The sequence below is a fragment of the Bacillus sp. OTU2372 genome, from assembly GCF_038440275.1.
In the GTDB taxonomy this organism is placed as follows: Bacteria; Bacillota; Bacilli; order Bacillales; family Cytobacillaceae; genus Neobacillus; species Neobacillus bataviensis_B.
Genome location: NZ_JASATK010000022.1, coordinates 29,599 through 53,612 on the forward strand (window position 1 = coordinate 29,599; position 24,014 = coordinate 53,612).

Sequence of the window (24,014 nt, forward strand, 5' to 3'; positions counted from 1 at the left end):
ATTTTAAACTGTTCGCCCTTTCCATTTTCTTCATTATTTTTATTAATTGCAAAAAAATCCATATTTTCAAAGGTTAAATATTTTATTTTAGTGCAGATTTTTATGGTATTAACATGACCGATAATATACGGCCTTGCAATGTCGCTTTTGATTGAGACTTTACCAAGTGTCTAACCTCTTGGCAAAAATTTGCGAGGAGTTCTTCGCCAATGTTTGTATGCGTGATTTCCCTTCCGCGGAAACGAACGCTTACCTTTACATGATAACCTTTGGTTAAAAAGGAGATTGCGCTTTTTACTTTTGTTTGAAAGTCATTTTCGCCAATTGTGATTGACATACGTATTTCTTTTGTTTCTATTGTTTGCTGATTCTGTTTGCTCTGCTTTTCTTTTTTCTGTAAATCAAATTTGTATTTTCCACCATCCAATATCTTACATACTGGCGGATTAGATTCACTGATTTGAATAAGGTCTAATCCCATTTCAATTGCCATTTTAAGTGCTTGAATGGTAGGTATAACCTGTTGATCGTTTTCTGAAACGAGTCTTACTTCTTTTGATTGAATCGCTTCGTTCATAATAATATTTTTAATAAATAATCCCTCCAATCAGGAAAAATACGATACCTCATTATGAGGATTGATAGCCCCAAATTTAAACTCATTATTACAATATATGTTATGAAAATATGAATGGAAGGGCGCTATAACTAGAATTGATTTAAAAAATATAAAGAAAAACACCGAAATTCTAGAATAAAAATTAATCATAAAAGACTACTTTATTTTATAAAATCGTAGGAAGAGGTTTCTATTTATTACGTGTCCGCTATAAAAAAATGAGTCGAAGGGTGTTGCCGGAATGAAGCTAAAAGACATAAGCACCTCAGTGCCCAAAAAGGACCATAAAGGGAAAGTATCGGGCCAGTTGGCTTATATTAGTGACGTGAAAGTGGAAAATATGGTGTATGGCGTTTTGGTTCGGTCGCCGATTGCTTATGGAAAAATCCTATCCATTCATTTACCGAACTTGCCGGAAGGATATGAAGCCGTTGGAGCAGAGCATATTCCTGGACCTAATTATGTGAAAATAATCCAAGAAGATCAGCCCATTTTCGCCAATGAGTGGGTCAATTATATTGGGGAACCGATTCTTATGCTCGTTGGAGAAGACCTAGATACCCTATATAGTTTACTAAATGAAGTGAAGGTTGAATTTGAAAAGCATCAGGCCATTTACACATTGGAGGATGCCATCCAACAAAAATCATCATCCGGGGTGGTGATGGCAAACTATGAATTCGGGGAGAGCTTAGAGAATATTTCTGCGATCGAGCAGGGAGCCCATAAAATCATTGAAGAAAAATATGATACAGGTTATCAGGAGCATATCTACCTGGAGCCACAAGGTATGCTAGCCATATATAAGGATGATGAAATCGTCGTCCAGGGTTCCATGCAATGTCTTTATTATATAAAAAATGCATTGATAACCGCTTTAGCCTGTGGTGACGATGAAGTCAGAGTGGTTCAAAGCCCTACCGGCGGAGGTTTTGGCGGCAAAGAAGATTTTCCTTCGATGATGGCGTGTCACGTAGCGGTTGCGGCAAAAGCTGTCAAAAAATCGGTCATGCTCGTGTTCGACCGTTCTGAGGATATGGTCGTGACGACAAAAAGGCATCCGGCCAAACTCCACTATCGAACGGCCCTTGATAAGGAAGGAAATATCTTGAGCATGTGTGTGGACATTTTTCTTGATGGCGGAGCGAATGCGGGATTGAGCTCTGTCGTGTTGCAGCGTGCCTTAATAAACAGTGCCGGTGTCTATAAAATTCCACATTTTCATGCAAAAGGCTATGTTTTAAAAACGAATACCGTTCCTAACGGTGCCTTCAGAGGCTTTGGTGCTCCACAAAGCTTTGCCGGAATCGAAAGTCATATCGGACATCTTAGTAAACTAGCAAACATCGAACCACTTGACTATAAACGAAAATACCTTGTCAAACAAGGAGACCCCACCATTACCAAAGGAAAATTCCGTGATCCAATTTTAGTAGAAGATATGATTGAGGATTTACTCAACACGTCAAAATACCAAAAGAAAAAGGAGGAATTTCACCGTTATAATCAACAAAATCATCGCTACAAAAAAGGCATCGGAACTTCGCTGTTTCTCCATGGCTGTGGATTTACAGGCAGTGGCGAAAGAGATCATATCAAAGCAACAGTGAAGCTGGTTAAATCAAAAGATGACAAAGTAATGCTGAAAATCTCCAATTCTGATATGGGACAAGGCATTTATACGACTCTTAGTAAGATTGTGGCCAAAGAACTCGACCTCCCGTTTGATAGAGTTATATACCCTATTCCCGATACCAAAGAGGTTCCCGACTCTGGTCCGACGGTAGCCTCGAGGACGACGATGATTGTCGGAAAATTGCTTGAACGTGCCGCCCAAAAACTGAAGGCACATTGGCAAACAGGGGTGGAACAGGAAGTGGTAGAGAACTATGTTCACCGTGAAATGATCCCTTGGGACGAAAAAACCTTCACTGGAGATGCCTACCCGGCTTATTCATGGGGCGTGAATATCGTGGAAGTAGAAGTGGATCGTTTAACAGGAAATGTAAAGCTGGGAAAAGTATACGCCAATTATGAGGTTGGGAAGGTCATCGATGATCGGATTATGAAAGGCCAAATTGACGGTGGTTTAGCTCAAGGATTAGCGTACGGATATCTAGAAAAGATGACGACACATCAAGGCAGAATCCAACAAAAAAGCATATCGGATTATGGACCGCCGACTTCATTGGACGTTGTTCCAATTGAAAGCAAGGTCTTTGATAATCCCTATGCGGATGGTCCCTACGGAGCGAAAGGCGCAGGTGAATTGACATTAATCGGCGGCGCTCCAGCCGTTCAGGCGGCGATCGAGGATGCACTGCAGACTTCTTTTCAGCAGATTCCGATTACACCGGAAGTCATTATGGAAAGTCTTTGGATGAAAGAAGGGGAAGAAGGTTGATTACATTTACACTGAATGGAAGAACGATAGAAACGGATGCCCCGCCAACAACAAGATTACTAGATTTAATAAGAGATGAGTTTGAGTTAATCGGTACAAAGGAAGGCTGCGGTGAAGGAGAATGCGGTGCCTGCAGTGTTTTTGTGAATAACCTCCTGCAAAACAGCTGCCTGATCCCGATTGGCTCGATGGAGGGAGCCGATATTCAAACAATAGAAGGGATCATGGAAACGGAACAATTTAAGATTTTGGATGAGTGTTATTCCATTGCCGGAGGAGTGCAATGCGGTTACTGCATTCCTGGAATGGTCATGGCTAGTGCCGCTTTATTATCCCATAACCCTCATCCTTCAGAGGAGGAAATTCGTGAAGGGATCTCCGGAAATCTGTGCCGATGTACGGGCTACAATATGATTGTGGATGCGATTAACCTGGCAGCTAAAAAAGGGGACGGCATATGGCAGAGAAAATAACCGCGTACCGCTTCGATCGATTAGACCAAACGTTGAGCCAATTGAACAGAGAAGATTGCGCCATCATAGCCGGCGGCACCGATGTCATGGTTCTTCACAAAAGCAGAAGGGGAGTACCACCGAAAATCCCTAAACCGATTGTTTTTATTGATCATCTTTCCGAGCTAAAGCAGATTTATCAAGATAACAATGATCTCCACATCGGTGCCTGCTGTACTTATAGCGACTTACTGGATGATCCGTTGATTCCACTGCCATTAAAGAACGCCATCAAAACAATTGCCGCTCCGGCCATTCGAAACAGAGGGACTTTGGGAGGGAATATTTGTAACGCTTCTCCGGCTGGTGACACACTGCCATTATTATATGTCTACAACGCAAAACTTTTGCTGCGTTCCGTTAACGGTGACCGTGTCGTTGCGATTAGCGATTTTATTCAAGGGCCGCGAAGGGTCGGGCGGCATCCTAATGAAATTTTGGCTGAAATTATCTTGCCGTCCGTTTTCGAAGAAGGTGCTCATGTCGTTTTTGAGAAAGTCGGCAACCGAAACGCCGATGCCATTGCCAAAGTAGGGTTTGCCGGATATATCCGATTAAATGGTCCCCGAATCTATGATGTCCGCTTTGCCTTTGGGGCGGTCGGGCCTACGATGGTTCGTTCCATTAATATTGAAAAGAAGCTGGTAGGAAAAAGCATACCATTAGCCGATGCAGACATCGAACAGGTTGTGGCAGCCTTCGATAAAATCATTAAACCAATCGACGACCAGCGCTCCACGGCGACATACAGAAAAACAGTCGCCTTAAATCTTTTACGTTATTTTCTAACCATGAAGCAATATCAACCGATTTAGTGATTAAAAAAGGGGGGAGCTAACCATGCTGCTGATGGAAAAAGTAGCCATGCTGACACGTCAAAATGAAACCTTTGCTTTAGCCATGATTATTGAATCCAAGGGCTCGACTCCCAGGCATGTTGGAAAAATGATTGTATACCGTGATGGGACGATTGAAGGGACTGTCGGAGGAGGCTTGGCTGAACACTATATCATTGAAGACAGTGTAAAGGCGATCCAAGATGGTCAATCGAAAATCGTTGAGTATAAATTGAATAGACATGCAAAAGATGGAATTCAAATGAATTGTGGGGGAACATTGCGGGTCTTCATTGAAGTCTATACAAGTAGGCCTGAACTAGTAATAGCCGGAGCCGGTCATCTCGGTTATGCATTGGCAGGGCTTGCGGATTCCCTTGAATATCCCTATTGCATCGTCGATGATCGCGTGGGGTATTGTACGAAGGAACGCTTTCCTAATGCGACAAACCTTTTTGTGAATGAGGATATTGGCAAGGCAATGCTTGCAGCCAACCTAAATGAAAAGTCATATGTGGTGATTGTAACAAAAGATCGTGATGATATGGTCTTAAAAACAGCACTACAATTTCCAATTGCCTATGTTGGGATGGTCGCCAGCAAGCGTAAGGTCATAACCATATTTGAAAAATTAAAAAATGAAGGAGTCACACCAGAACAGTTGGAGCAGGTTCATTCTCCGATTGGAATGGAAATTGGCTCGGAAACAACAGAGGAAATTTCCATCAGTATTATCGGAGAAATCATCAAAGTAAGCAAGGAAAAAAAGTCTATGAAAGTAAAACAATTAAGTAGATAAGTAGAATAGAAGAGACGGGGGACGAGAGTAGCCGCCTGCAGCAATTGCTCTTCAAATTGGGCAAATGCTGGCTATAACAAAATCGAAGTTTTAATAAAGCCCCATTTGGTACCGGCAACAAAGCCTCTACCGGGCGGAGTTAAGCTTCAATTCGAAAACCGACGACGTGGATGTGTCGTCGGTTTTTTGCGATTCAGGCGCTTTACCATATTCTGACACCCTCTATCACCTTGGGGGCATATATTTCCATTAGCTTGTACGAAAGGGATTTGGTTGCAGGGGATAAGCTGAATTTTCATACAATAATATCTAAGTTTTCAGAAAAATATGTTAGAATGAAAATTGTACCCTGTAAATTATGGCAGCATAGAGGCAAAACAAAAAAATGCGAAAGTGAAAGAATAGAATTTCCATCGTGGTATATGATAACTTGTTCATTTGTTCGATTGAGCACAAACTAAGGGGGTGAGAAAAAAATGAGTTTTAAGCCAATGCACATAAAGAATGCTTTTGAATTACCTAAAGAAGCAGCTTTGAATGAATTTTATGAACGAATGATTACAATACCGATTGAAGCCAGAACCAATTTGAAAAATGAGCTCACTACCGTCATTGGCGAGGAACGAACAAGGGGCGTGTTTATTCGCTACGGCTGGCATTGTGGTGTGAGTGATGCGGAAAAAGCCATGTCATTGCAATGGGACGATGAGATGGATTTGGTCCATGCAGGTCTTAAATTTCACAGGCTGCATGGTTACTTAGATAAAGTGGAAATTTTGGAAATGAGTTTTGATGAGAATAAGAAGTGCAATTTTATTGAAGTCCTTTGGATTAATACGTTTGAAGCGTCTCAATATTTAAAAGCCAAAGGCCTCAGTAAAGAGCCTGTTTGTCACAATTTGTGTGGTTATGCAAGCGGTTACTTGTCAAAAGTGTTGCAACAGCCGATCCTTGTTAAGGAAGTTGAATGCCGTGCGATGGGCCACGAGCAATGCAAATGTATTTGTATGCCAATTGAAAAATGGGGAGAAGAAATTACGAGTGACCTGAGTTATTATCAAGCTAATAGCATGATCAAGGAACTCGATGAAATAACAGCGAAATTAAAAATCGAGCGGGACCATTTAAGTAAAGCGAGCGATATCCACCGGCAATTAATTGAGGAACTACTGTCGAACCAAGGCTTACAAAAAGTGGTCGATATTTTATTTGAAACGACTGGCTTAACCGTCTTTATTGAAGATGAATATCATCAAATCATCGTAAAATCAGGGAACCTTCCGAATGAGCTTACATTACATACATTTAATGATTCAAACACGGCATTTGTACGGTATTCAGAAAAGCTTTCCTTGTTACGCACCCCCATTATTAATGGAGATCAAATGAAAGGCTATTGTTCTTTTGTTTATACGGGAGAGAATCAGCCGAATGAGCTTGATTATATGATTATTGAAAAGGCAGCGATAACGTCTTCGCTTATATTAATGAATGAAAGTATAAAAGTTAATACGGAGCAAACGATTAAACGGAGCTTTTTAAATGATATCTTGGAAGGTCGATTAGCAAAGGAAGAAATGTATAAAATCGCCTATTATTTAGATTTCAATCCTTCCTCCACCTATTGGATGCTAACGTTGGAACGATTTGTAGAGGAAGCAAAAATTGAACATGAAATCGCGTTTAATGAAGAATGGATTCGTCATATTCATCTATTTTTGAAAGAGCGCAAGATCAATTCAATCGTTTCCCAAAAACTCAACAAAATTATAATCTTACTAGAGTACCCTACTTTTGAAAGTTTGCATCTATCACAGTCTACGTTTATTGATCAATTGTTAAAGCATTGTTCACGGCGATTCCCAAAATATAGGATCACTGTTGGTGTTAGCTCTGTCATCCAGGAGTTTTCACAAACGGCCACGCTCTACAAGGAAACATTGGCGGCATTACGTGCTACAAACAATCAAAAAAATGTATATTACTTCGAAGAGCTTGGGATTGAAAGCGTTTTATTTCAAATACAGGATGATGTATTGATTGAGCGCTTTGTGAATCAACATATTGGTAGGTTGTTAGAAGCAGATAGCCATGAATTTGAGTTAATAAAAACGTTATATGCCTATATAGATAATGGTAGCAGTATTAACAATACGGCGAAGGAATTATCTATGTCGATTAGCGGATTACGCTATCGACTGGCCAAAATTAGTGAGATTTTAAACCATGATCTGAATGACACACAATATGCCTTTACGCTTTATTTAGCCATCAATATTTTAAAAGCAAAAGGAAAAATTGAAATTTAACTATAAGGCCTTGTCCATTCATATGTTGATGGACAAGGCTTTTTCGTGTTCTAGGAAATTATAGATTTAGTACTTGTGGATAACTTTTTACAGGTTTAGATACGTCCAGCTCCAGCGCCTAGCCCCTCGAGGTCATAAGCCAATCCGTCCAAAAGGTTAAAGAGCAACCTTTCGGCCGGATTGGCTTATGCTTGTCGGGGCTAACCAAGGCGCTTGCGCTTTTGTTCTAGTTTACGCAATCCAATTAAATATATAAAGATAGTATTTAGTAGGAAACGTTTTAAAATAATCAAAATTCAATATCTATCGTATGTATATTTAAAATATTCTAACAATTATAATTCAAATCAGAAGCAGATGCTTTATAGAATTTGAAAACGTTTACTTTAAAGGAGGAAGGTATATGGCAGTTAATCTATTAGAAGTGAAAAAGACTCCCAACAAAGAAGAACTTCTTATGATGGCAAAGGAAGTCGGTTTATTAGCTGAGAAATACGCTTTAAAGGCAGATCAAGATTCAAAGCTTCCAGATGAAGTCATTGAAAAAATAAAAGAAGCTGGGTTTCATAAACTTTTACGGCCAAAGGAATATGGCGGCCAAGATTTAGATTACTTTACTTTTGGTGAAATCTTCCGCACAATCGCGAATCATAGTATCGCCGCTGCATGGATAAGTTATTTCTTTGTTATTCATGAAACCTGGGTTGCGTTTTTACCAAAAGAAAGCCGTGATGAATTGTATGGACATGGTGGCTTAATGGCAGATGTATTTGCCCCTGTCGGTAAAGTAACAGAGGATGGCGAAGGCTATCGCCTTTCAGGGCAATGGAACTTCTGCAGTGGAGTGCTTTGGAGTGATTGGATTGGACTAGGCGCAATCACCAAGCTAAAGGATGGGACAGAGCCGGAATATTGTTTATTTATTTTGAATAAAGAGGAAGCGGAAATTGTCCATAACTGGGATGCAATGGGCTTACGCGGCTCAGGAAGTAACGCGGTGAAAGTTGATAACGTTTTCATACCGCCGAATCGAATTTTCCATGCAACCCGCGTTATTAACGGTGCAGGCCCGGCAGATGGCAATTTCGAGCCTGACTATCAAATTTTTAATTTACCATATATCCCATGGTTCTTAATGGGCTTCCAATTTATTCAGATTGGCGGCATAGAACGATTGATTGATATTTTACAAGAAAAAACAGAAAATCGGATTCGTATTTTTAACAATAATTCAAATGAAAAAGAAGCAGCTAGTAGTCAACGCGTACTGGCGGAATTAAAGCTACAATTAAGTTCCTTAAAAGGCTTAGCAAATGATTATGTTGAAAGGCTAACGTATTATCAACATAATCGCATTCGTACATTGGATGAAGAAGAGCGTGAAAGATTGTTCGGGATTCGTGGGCATATATCAAAAACGACTTCTGAGATGGCGCTCCGTATTTTACTAACCTTAGGTGGAAACTCCGTATTTAAAGGGCAGCCTACCGAATTGTTCGTGCGTGATATTATGACAGCGGCTTCTCATCCGACACACCATTACGAAGATGCACTTGGCTCATATGGCAAGTCAATCTTTGGCTTTAAAGGAAACCCAATTTGGTAAATAAAACTTTGGAGGGAATGTGAAATGATGAAAGAACCTATTTTTGACGTGGCACATCTGGCCCATATTGAAATCTATAGTCCTAAAGTAGAAGAGTCCGTTTGGTTTTTTAAAGAGATTTTAGGGATGGAAGAATCGCACCGCCAAGGTGATTCCGTTTATATGCGTGCTTACGAGGATTTTTATCATCATACACTGATCATTACCAAAAATGAGGAGGCGGGTCTTGGGCATGTTGCATGGCGTGCTACTTCACCGCAAGCACTAGAGCGTCGTGTACGAGAGATTGAAGCGACGGGTAATGGAATGGGGTGGATTGAAGGCGATGTCGGTCATGGACCAGCGTATCAATTCACAACGCCAGATGGTCATAAAATGGAAATTCTTTGGGAGGTTGAATACTTCAAACCGAATGAAGAGCAGGCAACACCGCTTCTGAATCGACCGCAAAAACGTCCACGCCGCGGAGTACCAGTCCGTCGCTTAGACCATGTGAATGTACTGGCGAACGAAACAAATAAAAACGTTGAGTTTTTAGAAGATGCACTTGGATTTAAAGTGCGCGAACGGATTCTAAATGATGATAATACAGATGTAGCAGCATGGTTAAGTTCTAACTCATTAGTGCATGAAGTGGCCATCATGGGAGATGCGTTAGCTGAAAAGGGAAGACTGCATCATATTTGCTACTGGTACGGGTATCCTCAACATTTAATGGATGAAAGTGAATTATTGGTAGAGCACGGCTTTAAAATTGAAGCGGGTCCTGGCAAGCACGGTGTCTCTCAGGCTTACTTCCTATATGTGATCGAACCAGGGGGCAATCGTGTTGAATTATTCGGTGACACGGGGTATCAAATTTTTGACCCAGACTGGAAAACGGTTGAATGGAAAGGGAAAGATTTAGAGCATGCGATTATTTGGTACGGTTCTAATTTACCACAAGAGTTCTTTGAATATGGAACACCAGTAAGGAAAAAGGCAGTGGCTCCAATAAAATAAACGATGGTGAATCGATAAAGGTGAGCCTGTTGAAAGGGGAAACAAGGACTTTCCTCTAACGGACAAGCTCACAATGGATGGAATCTAAAAGCGAAAGGAAGCTTTCAATAGTTTCCTCTATCTCTTTTTTAATAGATGAAAGGAGCAATGCGTTATGACGATTATCTCAAAATATCTGGATGTGAATGGGATTAACACACACTATCATGAGGAAGGGAGAGGAGCCGGAAAAATTATTTTAATACATGGGTCAGGACCAGGTGTATCTGCCTTCGCTAACTGGCGCTTAATTATCCCACGCTTAAGTGAATCTTATCATGTATTTGCACCAGATATTATTGGTTTTGGTAAGACGGATAAACTCCCCGATCATCAATATACCGTTGAATTGTGGGTACAGCATTTAATTAGCTTTATTGAATCCGTGTCTAATGAGCCTGTTTACTTAGTCGGCAACTCAATGGGCGGTGCATTAGCACTCCATGTTGCCTGCCAAAGACCGGATCTTGTGAAAAAATTAATTTTAATGGGTAGTGTTGGCATCAAGCACCAAATTTCAGAGGGGTTAGAACGTGTTTGGGGTTATGAGCCAAGTTTGCAATCCATGCGAGAATTAATCGAGCTATTCTCGCATGATGAAAATGCAGCGAAAAATGAAGAATTAGTCCGTCTTCGCTATGAAGCTAGTATAGAACCTGAGGTGAAAGATGCATTTTCGGCCATGTTCCCAGAGCCTCGCCAACAAAAACTCGACGAATTGGCGTTAACGGATGAACAAATTCAAAGCATAAACGTACAAACACTATTATTCCATGGCTTAAATGACAGGGTTATTCCTATTGAAGTTACAAGCTATCGTCTAATTGAATTGCTTCCGCATGCAGAACTACACGTATTTAATGAGTGCGGTCATTGGACACAAATCGAAAAAACCGAGCCGTTCGTGGAGAATATTTTAAGATTTATTAAATGATGAATTTCATAAAAATGAGCCATTCGCGTGAGGGAGGATCCGAAAATAAAGGTGGGAAATTTCAATATTCCTACTACATAAAAATAATTTTGGGAGGTTGATAGAGATGGATGATCGTCAATTTCGAACGGCAATGGGAAAATTCGCAACAGGGGTAACCGTGATTACCACAGAACTTGATGGAGATATACATGGTATGACAGCAAATGCCTTCATGTCTGTATCCCTTGATCCAAAACTCGTTGTCATTTCAATTGGAGAAAGAGCAAAAATATTAAATAAGATTAAGGAAAGCAAGATCTTTACCGTGAATATTTTAGCTGAGGATCAACAGGAGCTATCGATGATTTTTGCGGGACAAATCAAGGAACCCTGCGAAGTTGTTTTTGATCGTTTAGATGGTAAACCTGTGTTAGAAGGAGCATGTGCACAGGTGGCTTGTGAAGTATCCGTGGTGCATGTGGAAGGAGATCATACTTTGTTTATTGGAAAAGTAACCGATATTCATCTTGAAGAGAAGGAACCGCTTGTTTTCTTCAACGGAAAATATCGTGCATTGGCAAAAGTATAAGCTGACTTTATTTTTGGAACATGAAAGGAGACTGTATGGAAACAATCTATTTAAATAAGGAGAATTTGGCTGCTTATCAAGAAGTGGCCAGCGCAAAGGTTATGGCACTTGGATGTTTTGACGGTCTCCATCATGGGCATGTAAAAGTGATTCAAACCGCATGGCAGGAAGCAAAGGAAAGACAAGTCTCTCTTTCAGTCATGAGTTTCTTTCCTCACCCGAAAACGATCATCGGGGGGAAGGCGTGTTTTCACTATTTAATGCAGCAGTCCGAAAAAGAAAAAAGGTTTTGTGAACTAGGTGTTGATACTTTTTACCTTGTAGAGTTCGATAGAGACTTTGCAGGGTTGTCATCTCAAGCATTTGTTAAGGAATACCTGGTTAATCTGGGTGTTATTCATGCAGTAGCAGGATATGACTTTTCTTATGGCAGCCGAGGTGCAGGAAATATGGATACACTAAAACAAGATTCCGGAGATCGGATTGATGTAACTGTGGTCGAAAAGGTGGAGCACAAAGGTGAAAAAATCAGTTCGACTCGTATCAGAGAACTACTGTTAGATGGGAATGTCGAGGACCTGCCCGATCTGATTGGACACTCTTACGAATCAAAATGCGAAGGCACTGGAAACTTTTTAAATCCCTATTCGCACTATACACTCCCTGCTCCTGGAAGATATGATGTGACCTTGAAAAATAAGGACAAATCTTTGCAGACAGAAGTCATGGTAAACGAGAAAAGCGTAACGCTTACTAGTTTAGAACAGATTCCGTCATGGATCGAAGGAAACTTGACCATTGTCTGGAATCGGCGGATGAAGGCTGATGAAAAGGTTCAAACGGGGAAAAAGGATCATACTATTTTTCGGCCCTTATTTGTATAGATGAGAAATAAACCTATTATAAATAGAAGAAAGGTTAATAGAATAGAAGAAACAAGATTTTCACATAACCTTAGGAAGATAAACGCCTTCACACAAAAAAGCTCTAAAATCACGCTAAATGGCAAAAAACGCTTTCAAATTTCACATATTTGATGGCGTTTTTTATAATTTTTTGGAGGATATAAATACACCTGTATTTTGTTCAATGGTATTAGACCTGCTATTTTTTCTAAAAGTTACAACAATTAATATAAAGGAAGAACCGAATAATTACAGTAGTATGTTGGATAATAAACTATAATGATACAGCAACATGGGGTTTAAACAATGAAAATTATGCATATCACAATAGAGCTTGTAGTCGGATTCTTTTTTTTATTTATAATAGTGAAGTTTGTAGGAAGAAAAATCATTAATCAAATATCACCTTTTACCTTCATTGCAGCCATTGTTCTAGGAGAACTACTCGGAAATGCTTTATACGACCATGATATAGGGGTTAGCTACATCATTTATTCGATGATGGTTTGGGCAGGATTGCTTTTAAGTGTGGAGTATTTAAGTCAAAAATTTCTTAAATTTAGAGGCGTGGTTGAAGGGAAACCATCAGCATTAATTAAAAATGGAATTGTGAATCGAGAGGAATTACGAAAAAATAGAATGAATATTAATCAATTGCAAAGTTTACTCCGTCAAAGTGAAACCTTTTCAATCCGTGAAGTGGCCTTTTGCTATTTAGAAGCAAATGGTTCAATTAGTATATTAAAAAAATCTAAGTACCAAAAAACTACCCAAGAAGATTTTAAGTTACCATCTAAAGGTGTTTATGTCCCAGTAACAATCATTAGGGACGGAGAGGTACTTTGGGATGAAATTAAAGATTTGGGTTTTGATGAATCCTGGTTAAAATCACAATTGATTGCCCAAAATATTACAAGCTACAAAGATATTTTTATTGCCGAGTGGCTTCAAGATGATGGTCTATTTATACAAGAGTTTACTAAAATCACTTAAATAATTTGTTGTTTTTCTAGTAAACTAACGGTGAATAATGTTCCTTTTGAGTAAAAAAAAGGCAGATGATTCATTTTTCTGCCTCTTTCCCATTCCTAAATACAACCATTAACTAAAATTTTTCAAAATACATATTTGTTATGAAGGAGAATTCTACAACAGGAGAGGAATAAAGAACGAATCAAAATTAATTTATAGTAGATTATATTTTTTTTACCAAAAAAAGAAAGGGAAAAAATTAAAATTTACAAATGAGAAGAAAATGGGTGGTCTAAAAAATGGTCGTGGTCCCCAAAAACCATAACCGTAGCCATTACTTGGACTAGAGGAACTTAATTCCTCAATTTCTAGACCTTTTTTCGTCACCTTTACAACTCTACCAACCGACCATTTATTGTTTTCATTTTTATACTTAATCATTTTGCCTTCTAATCTCAATGCTTCGTTATAATCTAATTGCACTTGTATGTCCTCCTTTCAATTAAACTTGTTATAGATTATGAAAATAATCTTTACACGTAAAGGCTGGTATACCGTCTTGTCTAAAAATTATTGATAACCGTATCTAAAATTTAAAAACGAAAGAATGCTATATTGAATTAATTATTTTGTCGAGGCTTTTTTATTAAGAAGCTTCTTGCTTCCCTAAAATGGGTTTCTAATTATACAAATAAAAGGAAGTGTTGTTGACCAAGGTAGTAACTTATTCAAGGCACTTTTATCTGTCAGATTAATGTTGGATAACTTTTCAAATAGATAGCCATGATAATAATATGGATTTACACCATTTTCTTTAACCAATACCTGAATTGATGAATTTTCAGATCGTGAGCTTTACACCATTATGTTTGGGATTAGCCACTTGCTCTAAATTCTGTTGGATTTTTCAATAACCTAAGAAAAAAAACACCTTCACACTAAAAAAGCTCAAAATTCGCGCTAAATCGCAAAAAACGCCTTCAAATTCGATATTTGAAGGCGTTTTTTTGCTATTAAGTGCTAAAAGTGCCCTCAAATTCGAAAAAGTGAAATTCGCTTTGGCCCGCAATCCTCGATATGGTAGAAGTGCTAAAAGACATAGGCTTTTACATTAGGTCTTCGCTAAGGAAAAGGTAAGGAAGGAGTGTCATAAACTATTCATATTCTAATGAATAACCTATGACCATTTACCTCATTTATCTATATATCAAATATGAAGAAATTTTATTAGAAGAAAGGCAGTGGTGGAAGATGGCAAGGTTTAGAATGGTACGTACTGATTTTTGGACGAATCCAATTGTTTCAGAAGAGATGACCCCGGAGGACAAATCAAGACTAAAAAAATTTTAATATAGAAAAAACAAGGCGCTTACGTTGTTTATATGTACACAGCGTAAGGGTCTTGTTTGAATTTTCGTGTAAAGGATAGTCTTCTAAAAATTTTCGTAAAGCTTTCCATTAACCCTTTTAATTTCTTCTTTTAATTGCTTGTTTTCCTTTTCTAATTCTCGGATACGATCCCGGAAGACCTGAATTAAACTCTCTTTATTCTCATCACTCATATTCTTTTTTACATTCTTTGGAGTTGTCATTTCTCGTTGTTGTTGACGAAGGGTTTCAATCCTTTCTCTTATCTCAGGTTGGTTGTAAAGATATGATTTTGAAACTCCAGCTGCGGATGTTACAGTATTAAAATTAATTTTTTCATTCTGTTTGATTAATTGCTTTATCGCTTGCTCAACTTTTTCAACCGTTTCTTCCTTTTTCTTTTTTGCATATGCAACAACTGCCTCTGTATTTCTTTTGTGTTTCATTATTTCACCACACTTTCTTTTCTTTCTTGAAATTGAAATAATATTCTTTTGGCACCAGTGCCACGATGCGCTTTACCTTCGGAAAGTTGATCCCTAACTCTTATTAGATTGGTCAATTGTTCTTGTGTTTTTTCATTGTATATTGGGAAACCCCTCGTCATTTCTATATGCTCTTCAACCTTTTTTATTTCACGTTCAAAATCGGTAAGATTATCGGGTGTTGTACAAAAATTCGGACATGTTAAACAAGGCGTAATTACATAGGGACAACCTTCTTTTTTAGAGGCTAAACAATAGCCTAATGGAACACGTACTGCCTCAATGTTACTTTGAATGTATTCCCAATGTATAAGGTCTTCTTCCATATTCATTTCTGATACTTGCGCCTGATTAAGGTCAACTCGTAAGAGTGCACCCTTTTTTTCTTGTGCCTTTTCCCATTCTTTCCTAAGAGTATCATCTGCAATTTTGGCATACGTCAATGTCATTTCAGGAGAAACGTGAGCGAACCATTTCATGATATGTGTTAAATTCATCCCAAGATTGATTAACTCCACACCCTTTGTATGTCGGAAGGCATGGTTCCCAAAGTGATAGACCTTTCCACTTTGGTCAACGATTCTATACCTCTCAGCCCAACGGTTTAATGCATTTTGTATACTTGATCCTGAGAAGGGTTTCCCTCGCCGTTTACCTCTTGTGCGAACAAATAAATACCCTTCGGGGTTGTTTTCTTGCGTCGAATTTACCTTTGCTTGATCTATGACTGTTTGTAAAATTCCTGCTAGCTCCTTATCAATAGGTACACGATGTCGTTTTGTATCCGTTTTTGGGATATCTCCCTGTAAATAATAGCCTTTGTCAGTGGATATCAAACAATTTTGGATTCGTAGGTTTAATATGTCACTAATTCGCCAACCAGTAGCCATGAGTAATATCACAATTGGGATATAGTCCATTTCATTTACTTTCATAGGTGGAGTGATTTCCTTTTGATCTTGGTATAAAAGATGCTCCAATTGTTTCATGACGGTTTCAGGAATATATTTAATTTGATTTTCATTTTGTTTTGGTATCTTCGGAAAGTCTTCCTTAAAAAACAGTGTACTTATTGGCCTTAATGGGGATTCAGAACGTTCAAAACGTTGAAGATATTCTAAAAAGTATTTAATTGACGATAGTAAGTTGTACCTATAAGCCGGGCTATAGGACCCGTTTTCTTGATTAAAGTAAGTAAAATACTTCTCTAAATCTGCTCTTTTTAATTGACTAAAATCTGTCCAGTCCGGATGATTTTTTTGAACAAAGTTCAGATAAAAATCAAGCCCTCTTATATACTCCGATAACTTATTTTGACTCACATATGTTAATGCAAATGTACAATATTCTTTTACTAATTTACGAAATATTGATGGGATTTTTTCAAAGGAAATTAGATATTGGCTTCTATTAATTGTATACCTCGCATTGGGTATTCTTCTCATATCCCATATATCTTTCTCCATCTCATCTCTTGTATCATAGAAGTGATAAAAAAATTTCATGATTGAATTGAAAAGAGTAATTGGGTTAGTATTATTCCCACTTTTTGTTTTTGTCTTTAATCCTAGGTTTGTCAAAAAGGTTCTGTACTTCAATAAACCATGGTTATAAGGTATGTCTACTAAACTAGTGATCTTTTGATAATACTTTTGCACAAAATTCCTTAAGTGCACAAATGATGTAGAATACGCCGCAATTGTCTTAAGAGTTATTTCTTCATTCACTAATTGAGTCGCGAAGAAAAATTTAAATTCATGCTTAATATTAGTGGGAAGGTGTTCAAAATGAATTTTTTTCTGCTTATACGTCCAAGAACTACCTCCACCATATTCTTCAAGAAAATGATCAGTTAAATTCCATACATCATTTCCAAAACGTCCGTTTAATTGCTTTAGAATAACTGCCGTTTTCTCTGTAGTGGCCTTGGGTTGAAAGGCAGTGCTATTCATCATTTTCCCCCTTACTCATTTTTTGTTTCATTGCTTTTTCCCAATCATCTCGTATATCCTCTTCCGAGGGGTGAACGTACATTTGAAGGGTTGTCTGTATATGGGCATGTCCTGCACGTTTTTGAAGGGCCTCAGGACGCATAACTCCTGTTTGCCATAACTCCGTTATATTTGTATGACGGAACATATGTGGTGTCGCATTTATTCCAGTTTTAGTCTTTAGTCGAACAAAAAGAGCTTGAACACTTGGATAATCAAGAGGGCTTCCTTTTTGTCCACCTCTAATTTTTATAAAAACAAAATTACTATCAATCTCATCTGTGTGCATATCTAAAATGTAAGACCGATAAAGGTTTGCTATTTCAATAGAAATATCAAGCGTTCGTGGACTACATACAGTCTTTATTTCTGCATCGTTAATAAGTTCACCGCGATCTCTTATTGTAATCTTTTTAGCTGCAGGAGCAATGTCAGAAAGGTGTAGTGATAGAGCTTCCCCGATTCTCATACCAGTTTCATATAGCAGAGCCAATAAGAATTTATCTCTGGTATTCTGGCATGCATTGACTAGTTTTTGTACCTGATCTGATGTCAAAATCTTCAATTTTTCCTTTGGCTCCTTGAGTTTCAAACTCTTAATATTTTTTGACTTATTTTTAAGAGTATGGTGAAGAAAGCCTTTGAAACTATTTCGAGAGGCGAGAACTTGCCTTTTAAGACGAGTAGATAAATCCAATGTATATTCTTCATGCTTCATAAGATAATCATAGAATGAAAAGACTTTGTCCAAATAGATGTTAATAGTACGTGCTTTTCTCATTTTCATATCTGTTTGTTTTATGTTAATTACCTTTAAATCCCGATAGGGATTTTGAAGCCACCTAACAAACTCCGCCATATCATCAATTCCAATGTCGCTATAGTCTGCCTGCTTTTGATCCAAGAACTCGAAAAACAATTTTAAAGCATAGCTAAATGAACGTAAGGTATTTCTGGAAGAACCTGAATTGTCCATATACTTGAGGAATCTTACAACTGGCTTTACGAATTCTCCATTCTTATCAATAAGTAAATATCTCTTTTTATTATCTGAGATAATGATCTCTTGAACTCTAATTACAAATCAACTCCTCTTACAAGTTATTAACTATTGTTGATTTCTTCCTTTCACATAGTGCGAATGTACCTTCGTAGTATACTTTGAATACTATATTTTCGAAATAGGGTTTTACTGTCAATAAAGTAAAATAAAAAGGGTTAAACCCTACGTAGAATACGTTAAGTTCTATCCCTAATTATAGTTGTGTTTTGAGGATAAATATTTTTACGTTTATCTTCTAACGAATCCACATACAACTCAAATTGGAATCTACAAAATTACGAAAAAACAAATGGCGTTTGATCTCGGCTATTCGATTGAGAGTGTTCATTCATTAATGGAACGATTTATTACGCATCACAAGTTGATTCGTTACAATCCTGAAACAAGAGAACTCGCGATTAAAAACTGGGGGAAAGATAATCTTCAAAAAGGCGGAAAACCGGTGATGGATTGTATTTTTTCCGAGTTAAAGGAGGTAGAGGATTTATCCCTGATTCTTTATGTTTTGGAACCTATTCAAAAACAGGAAATTCGCAGCCTTTATGAATCTTTTTGTGACCAAGGAGAGATGATGATCGGCAACGAAGCAAGCGGCCAAGATGAAAATGATACATATCTGGAACCTCCATATGGAGTGCGTGACGAAACGTTGACGCATCGTTATACGATAGGTGGACAAAAAGAAAAAGAAGAAGAAAAAGAAAAACAACAACAAGAATCTTTTCATCCAAATCTAGAGAAAAATCCAGACATCGAGAATTCATTACAGAATAACCAAAAAGATGTGAAAGAAATCGTTGAGTTTTGGGACTACAATGGATTTGGTTTTTCAAACATCAATGCGAAACAGCAGCTGTTAGCTTGGTTAGAGGATTCCAACTTCCTGCAGCCGAAAGAGGTCATTTTAAAAGCGATGAATATTGCCTGTGCCAATAACAAGCGAAGGCTGAGTTATGTGGTTGGAATTCTGAAAAACTGGGAAAATGAATCTCTTCTGACGGTAGAAGAAATAGATTCGTATCATGAGAAACAAAAGCCTCTACCCAAGCATAAGCAACCCGCCTTATCTACCGGAAGACAAATTCCAAGTGGTTTTAGACTCGATCTAACGGCGGGTGAAGAGTGATGAGTGTAGCGGAAAAAGCGTTCTTAGGAAGCCTAATGAAAGCAGAGTATTTACTCAAGGATACGGTGGTACAGTCTGAACAGCTAGAAAGTTCACGGCATAAAGAATTAATGCGAAGAATGGTCGAGTTAAACCGAGCCGGTAAGAATATTGATTTGATCACATTGACTACCTTACCCGATCTCGATTCATTCGGTGGTATGTCTTACCTTTCGGAACTGTTATCGTTTGCGGATCTTGAAAAATTTGAAAGCACGGAGAAGCTCATTCTTGACCTGTGGAAGGAACGGGAAAAGAGAAATATCTTGACGATTGCAGCCCTGAATGATTGGGAGATTGCGAAAGTCATTGCCGAATTGGACAAGATTAATCAAATGAAGATGGTGGATCACACGTCTTTACAACATGCCTTGTCCCATATCTATGAGGCACCTTGGGAAGATCAAACAACGCTGAAAAGTGCCACAACCGGCATCATCAAGCTCGACGAGGTGACAGGTGGCTTCCAGGATGGGGAAGTAACGATTCTAGCCGCAAGACCCTCCATGGGAAAAACAGATGTGATGCTCCATTTTGCCAAAATGACGGGTTGGGCAGGTTACTTGCCACTCGTATTTTCCTTGGAAATGCCGGAAAGACTGATTACCACTCGATTAATGGCTTCAACAGGGGGCTTTAACCGCGCAAAAATGCGGGATCCGAAAAGAATGCTCAGTCAAAGTCAAAAGGATAAATGGTCGGATGTAATTGGGGCTCTCAATGAAACCCATATGCAAATTTTTGATGGGGCAGGACAATCCATTGCCGGAATAAGAGCGAAAACACGAAAAATGATGAATCAATTTCCATCCAAGAAACCCATCCTTTTGATTGATTACTTAACCTTGATCCAATCTGGTCAAATGTACGGAGGGAATTCCCATTTACAGGTCACGGAAATATCTAAATCACTGAAAACGATGGCGAAGGATTTTAATTGCCCCGTCATTTGTTTGGCGCAGCTAAATCGCTCAGTGGAATCAAGAGCGGATAAACGACCGATGATGTCTGATATTCGGGAATCGGGCAGTGTGGAACAAGACGCCGATGTGATTTTGTTCCTATATCGTGAGTCGTATTATGACAAGGAGATCCACGATCAATCCCTTGAGATCATCGTCTCGAAAAACCGAAATGGTCCAGTTGGAAGCATCACGGTGAATTATAACGAGCATACAGGAAGGATTGAGGACCAAAGGGAAACGAGTCTTACTGTTGCCTAACTTTTATATACTCCTTTAAGTACGAAAAACACGGATACCAAAAAATCGAATAACGAGGTGCTATCACATGTTGGTGAAAGAACTTTACTTAGATAGTATACGTTTTGAACAATCATCATTGGCTCATTACATACACCATTTACTAGCGGAGAAGAAGATTTCATTAGAAGAAAACATAACCGAATTAGACTTTGAACAAGCAAATCATAAGAAAGTAGCAGAAATGATTGAAAACAATGTTTTAGGCTTTCATAAAATTTGCATTTATTCACTGAAGATGAAGCCGAAGGAATTTGTGTTTATCTTTGCTAAAAACGAGCAAGAGGCCATCCAGTTCTATAAGAAAACATTTCATCAACAGCCCATGAACTGTCATGAATCTTTACTAGATTTCGAGTTTACTAGAGGAAATGGAGGGATTTCGTTTTGAGAGATGAGGAAGGAATTCGAGAGTTTTCCAGCTATCGCGGGGTATTTTAAGAGGCTTTAACAAGCTATATGGACAGTTTGTAAACTAGGAAGCTTGAAATTAGGGAGGTATTTATTTTGCGAAAAAGAATAACAGGAGTCGCATTAGTAACAGCCACAACTCTTTTAGCCTTACATCCGCCATCTTTTCAGCAAGAAGAAATAAAACCAAGCGTAAGTCTACAGTTGGATGAGATTCCAGCGAGTACCTCCCTTAAGGATGAAGTGTTTGTCATCCCGACAGGACAAGTGCCCGTCACATTCGTCGATACCGTTGATGGAGATACCATAAAGGTAAGAGTGAAGGGGAAAATTGAAACGGTTCGTTATTTATTGATCGACACACCGGAGTCAAAAAAGCCAGACATGTGTGTTCAGCCTTACGCAAAGGAAGCTTTCTACAGGAATGACGAGCTGGTGAAGAGCGGCACTTTAACAATAGAATACGAGCAGGGGGACATAAGGGATGCCTATGGTCGACTGTTGGCCTATGTTTATGTTGAGGGCCAATCTGTTCAAGAAACCTTGTTAAAAGATGGATTCGCACGAGTGGCATATATTATGAATCCACCCTATAGATATCTAGATTTATATAGGGACGATGAGAGTTTGGCAAGAAGAGAAAAATTAAACATCTGGAGCCGGCCGAACTTTGTGACAAAGTGGGGATTTAGTGGGTGTGTGTCATAATAACTCAATTATGCTGCTTTGTCTATATGCTATATGTCTAGTAGACATGTTTCAAAGTAAAGTAGGAAAGACAACGGAAGAATCATTAGAACATCTAGAATGGGAAATTCATTTTCCTGAAACGCAAATTTGTTGGTAAAAATTTTTTTACAAAAAATAAAAAATATTTTACAGAATCTCAAGTTATTTGGTATATTTGTTCTTTTAATTTATTAAATCTTCAGGAAATTAGTGATTAATATTGCCGAGAATAAAAGATTTTAAGGTTGTAAGAAGAACATTCACAAAATCTACAAATAAAGTTTAAAAAGTTGGCACAATTATTGCAATATCTAAAAGTGAGGAAGAAAATGATGAATTCATCCCTCTGATGTAAACGATTTCAGTAATAACAAAATGAGAGGAGAAGAAAACATGAGTCAAAGCAGCAATGAATTAACATTTATTAATGGAAAAATTTTTACATCCAATCCAGAACAGCCTTATGCCAGTGCTATGGTCGTCCGTAATGGCAGGATTGCCTGGATCGGTGAAGAGGAGGATTTGAAAAAAATAGAAGGAACGTGTGTCGACCTTAATGGTAAAAGAGTTCTGCCTGGTTTGATTGACGCACATTTACATCCGTTGTATTTGGCTGGAGCTGCCAAGCAAATAGCCTGTACCCAGCCTCTAATTCATTCCATATCGGATTTACAAGAACAAATTCGTTTGGTGCGTGCATCACAAAGTCAAGATTCCTGGATTCAAGGCTGGGGCTATGATGAAGGTAAGTTATTAGAAGGAAGAGCCCCAACGCGCCGGGATTTGGATCAGGCAGCAGCCGATGTTCCGGTTGTCATTACTCGAACTTGTGCCCATATCATTTCAGTCAACAGTAAAGCATTGGAATTGGCAGGAATAACGAAGGATACTCCCGACCCGCAGGGCGGCAAAATTGACCGTGATGAAAACGGTGAGCCAACAGGTATTTTACGTGAGAATGCAAAAGATCTTGTTAATCAAGTCATGCCTGAAACGACATTAGAAGATGATGCGGCATTACTTGCAGAACTCAGCCCTGTTTTACTTTCACACGGGATTACAGCCATTACGGAATTAATGGGGCGGACAAAGCCAAATGATTACTTAGAAATGTATCAATTGGCTACTAAAAAAGGACTAAAGCAGCGTTCCGTTCTTTATTATCTTTGGGAAGATTTAAAAGAACATCCTGTCATTGAACAGCAAAAAATGGCAAGAGAAAATCAAATCCACATTGGCGGAATTAAATTGTTTTCTGACGGAAGTGTCTCCGGCCAAACAGCCTGGGTCAACCCGCCATTTTTAGGAGAAGAAGAAAATTATGGTATCCAAATGACTACCAGGGAAGAATTATCGGCTGCCGCAGAAGCAGCAAAAAAACATAACATCCAGCTAGTTATCCATGCCATGGGTGAACAGGCAATCGATTTAATTGTTGATACCTTCTATGGGCAAAAAGGCTGGCTTACAGACGCACCATCGATCAGAATGGAGCATGCAGCCATGCCGGCACCTGGTACACTGAAGCGGGCAGCAGAAACGGGAATTGCATTTGTTTCGCAGCCCATCTTCCTATTCGCAGAAATTGAAACTTATCTTCATAATTTAGGTGCGGAACGAACTAAGCAAACCTATCCATTTAAAGCGATGTTAGAGGCTGGAATAAAAGTAGCATTTTCATCCGATGCTCCCGCCACCGCATGGGCTGACCCCGTAAATCCTTTCGTCGGAATCAAATCGGCCGTTACCCGTCTTGCTCACGACGGAACAGATACCGGTAAAACACAAAGGGTAGATGTCGAAACAGCGATTAAGCTGTATACCCGAGCGGCACAGGAAATCACCCGGATTCCAAATGTTGGCCAGCTGAAACCAGGATTCCACGCCGACTTCATTGTCTTGGATTTAGATATATTGGTCATAAATCCGGAGCAAATTGATCAGATACAAGTAGTGGAAACCTATATGGCTGGTAATTTGGTTTATAAATTCGATTCGATCGAAAAATTAGTAGTAGAATCATAAAATTTCA

The 24,014-nt window shown here is 38.7% G+C and carries 21 protein-coding genes; 16 read left to right on the forward strand and 5 right to left on the reverse strand.

Features of this window, described 5'->3' with window-relative positions; translation table 11 throughout:
• Positions 1–100 precede the first annotated feature (100 nt).
• Positions 101–607 (reverse strand): translation initiation factor IF-3, encoded by a 507-nt coding sequence (gene infC / locus AAHB15_RS24075; RefSeq protein ID WP_342043512.1) that lies wholly within the window; start codon positions 605–607, stop codon positions 101–103.
• Between the two features lie 253 nt (positions 608–860).
• Here infC and AAHB15_RS24080 point away from each other — a divergent pair, with 253 nt between their 5' ends.
• The 11 genes from AAHB15_RS24080 to AAHB15_RS24130 all read left to right on the forward strand — a co-directional run bounded on the left by AAHB15_RS24080 (position 861) and on the right by AAHB15_RS24130 (position 13,529).
• Positions 861–3,023 carry a xanthine dehydrogenase family protein molybdopterin-binding subunit gene (locus AAHB15_RS24080; RefSeq protein WP_342043513.1) on the forward strand — a complete coding sequence of 721 codons (2,163 nt, stop codon included), beginning with the start codon at positions 861–863 and terminating at the stop codon, positions 3,021–3,023.
• Positions 3,020–3,496 (forward strand): (2Fe-2S)-binding protein, encoded by a 477-nt coding sequence (locus tag AAHB15_RS24085; protein ID WP_335574970.1) that lies wholly within the window; start codon positions 3,020–3,022, stop codon positions 3,494–3,496. The genes AAHB15_RS24080 and AAHB15_RS24085 overlap by 4 nt, the downstream gene beginning before the upstream one ends.
• The gene (locus tag AAHB15_RS24090) at positions 3,481–4,350 is read left to right on the forward strand and encodes an FAD binding domain-containing protein (protein ID WP_335574969.1); all 870 of its coding nucleotides are present in this window, start codon (positions 3,481–3,483) and stop codon (positions 4,348–4,350) included. Before AAHB15_RS24085 ends, AAHB15_RS24090 begins: the two co-directional genes overlap by 16 nt.
• Positions 4,351–4,375: 25 nt before the next feature.
• Entirely contained in the window at positions 4,376–5,170 is a 795-nt protein-coding gene (locus tag AAHB15_RS24095) for an XdhC family protein (protein WP_335574968.1), read from the forward strand.
• Positions 5,171–5,646: 476 nt separating this feature from the next.
• Entirely contained in the window at positions 5,647–7,479 is a 1,833-nt protein-coding gene (locus AAHB15_RS24100; protein ID WP_342043514.1) for a helix-turn-helix domain-containing protein, read from the forward strand.
• A gap of 403 nt (positions 7,480–7,882) precedes the next feature.
• On the forward strand, positions 7,883–9,085 hold the full coding sequence (locus tag AAHB15_RS24105; protein ID WP_342043515.1) for an acyl-CoA dehydrogenase family protein: 1,203 nt from the start codon (positions 7,883–7,885) through the stop codon (positions 9,083–9,085).
• Between the two features lie 24 nt (positions 9,086–9,109).
• Positions 9,110–10,087: a catechol 2,3-dioxygenase gene (locus AAHB15_RS24110; RefSeq protein ID WP_342043516.1), complete on the forward strand. Its 978-nt coding sequence runs from the start codon at positions 9,110–9,112 to the stop codon at positions 10,085–10,087.
• A gap of 154 nt (positions 10,088–10,241) precedes the next feature.
• Positions 10,242–11,060 carry an alpha/beta fold hydrolase gene (locus tag AAHB15_RS24115; RefSeq protein WP_342043517.1) on the forward strand — a complete coding sequence of 273 codons (819 nt, stop codon included), beginning with the start codon at positions 10,242–10,244 and terminating at the stop codon, positions 11,058–11,060.
• Between the two features lie 106 nt (positions 11,061–11,166).
• On the forward strand, positions 11,167–11,631 hold the full coding sequence (locus AAHB15_RS24120) for a flavin reductase family protein (protein WP_342043518.1): 465 nt from the start codon (positions 11,167–11,169) through the stop codon (positions 11,629–11,631).
• A gap of 35 nt (positions 11,632–11,666) precedes the next feature.
• On the forward strand, positions 11,667–12,515 hold the full coding sequence (locus AAHB15_RS24125; RefSeq protein WP_342043519.1) for an FAD synthetase family protein: 849 nt from the start codon (positions 11,667–11,669) through the stop codon (positions 12,513–12,515).
• A 327-nt stretch (positions 12,516–12,842) separates the two neighbouring features.
• Positions 12,843–13,529 carry a DUF421 domain-containing protein gene (locus AAHB15_RS24130; protein WP_335574374.1) on the forward strand — a complete coding sequence of 229 codons (687 nt, stop codon included), beginning with the start codon at positions 12,843–12,845 and terminating at the stop codon, positions 13,527–13,529.
• Positions 13,530–13,742: 213 nt separating this feature from the next.
• Here AAHB15_RS24130 and AAHB15_RS24135 read toward each other — a convergent pair whose 3' ends face one another.
• From AAHB15_RS24135 to AAHB15_RS24155, 4 genes are all read right to left on the reverse strand, one after another.
• Entirely contained in the window at positions 13,743–13,991 is a 249-nt protein-coding gene (locus tag AAHB15_RS24135; protein WP_335574373.1) for a hypothetical protein, read from the reverse strand.
• 950 nt (positions 13,992–14,941) lie between these two features.
• The gene (locus AAHB15_RS24145; RefSeq protein WP_335574371.1) at positions 14,942–15,322 is read right to left on the reverse strand and encodes a DUF6262 family protein; all 381 of its coding nucleotides are present in this window, start codon (positions 15,320–15,322) and stop codon (positions 14,942–14,944) included.
• The gene (locus tag AAHB15_RS24150) at positions 15,322–17,316 is read right to left on the reverse strand and encodes a tyrosine-type recombinase/integrase (RefSeq protein WP_342043520.1); all 1,995 of its coding nucleotides are present in this window, start codon (positions 17,314–17,316) and stop codon (positions 15,322–15,324) included. Before AAHB15_RS24150 ends, AAHB15_RS24145 begins: the two co-directional genes overlap by 1 nt.
• On the reverse strand, positions 17,306–18,430 hold the full coding sequence (locus AAHB15_RS24155) for a tyrosine-type recombinase/integrase (protein ID WP_342043535.1): 1,125 nt from the start codon (positions 18,428–18,430) through the stop codon (positions 17,306–17,308). The genes AAHB15_RS24150 and AAHB15_RS24155 overlap by 11 nt, the downstream gene beginning before the upstream one ends.
• A gap of 184 nt (positions 18,431–18,614) precedes the next feature.
• On the opposite strand from AAHB15_RS24155, the gene AAHB15_RS24160 reads away from it, so the two are divergent.
• The 5 genes from AAHB15_RS24160 (at position 18,615) to AAHB15_RS24180 (ending at position 24,007) form a co-directional block, all read left to right on the forward strand.
• Positions 18,615–19,541 (forward strand): DnaD domain protein, encoded by a 927-nt coding sequence (locus AAHB15_RS24160; RefSeq protein WP_420491201.1) that lies wholly within the window; start codon positions 18,615–18,617, stop codon positions 19,539–19,541.
• Entirely contained in the window at positions 19,541–20,803 is a 1,263-nt protein-coding gene (locus tag AAHB15_RS24165; protein WP_342043521.1) for a DnaB-like helicase C-terminal domain-containing protein, read from the forward strand. Before AAHB15_RS24160 ends, AAHB15_RS24165 begins: the two co-directional genes overlap by 1 nt.
• Positions 20,804–20,870: 67 nt before the next feature.
• Entirely contained in the window at positions 20,871–21,233 is a 363-nt protein-coding gene (locus AAHB15_RS24170; protein ID WP_342043522.1) for a hypothetical protein, read from the forward strand.
• A 116-nt stretch (positions 21,234–21,349) separates the two neighbouring features.
• Positions 21,350–21,961: a thermonuclease family protein gene (locus tag AAHB15_RS24175; protein ID WP_342043523.1), complete on the forward strand. Its 612-nt coding sequence runs from the start codon at positions 21,350–21,352 to the stop codon at positions 21,959–21,961.
• Between the two features lie 414 nt (positions 21,962–22,375).
• Positions 22,376–24,007, forward strand: coding sequence for an amidohydrolase (locus AAHB15_RS24180; protein ID WP_342043524.1), 1,632 nt, complete (start codon positions 22,376–22,378; stop codon positions 24,005–24,007).
• Positions 24,008–24,014 lie beyond the last annotated feature (7 nt).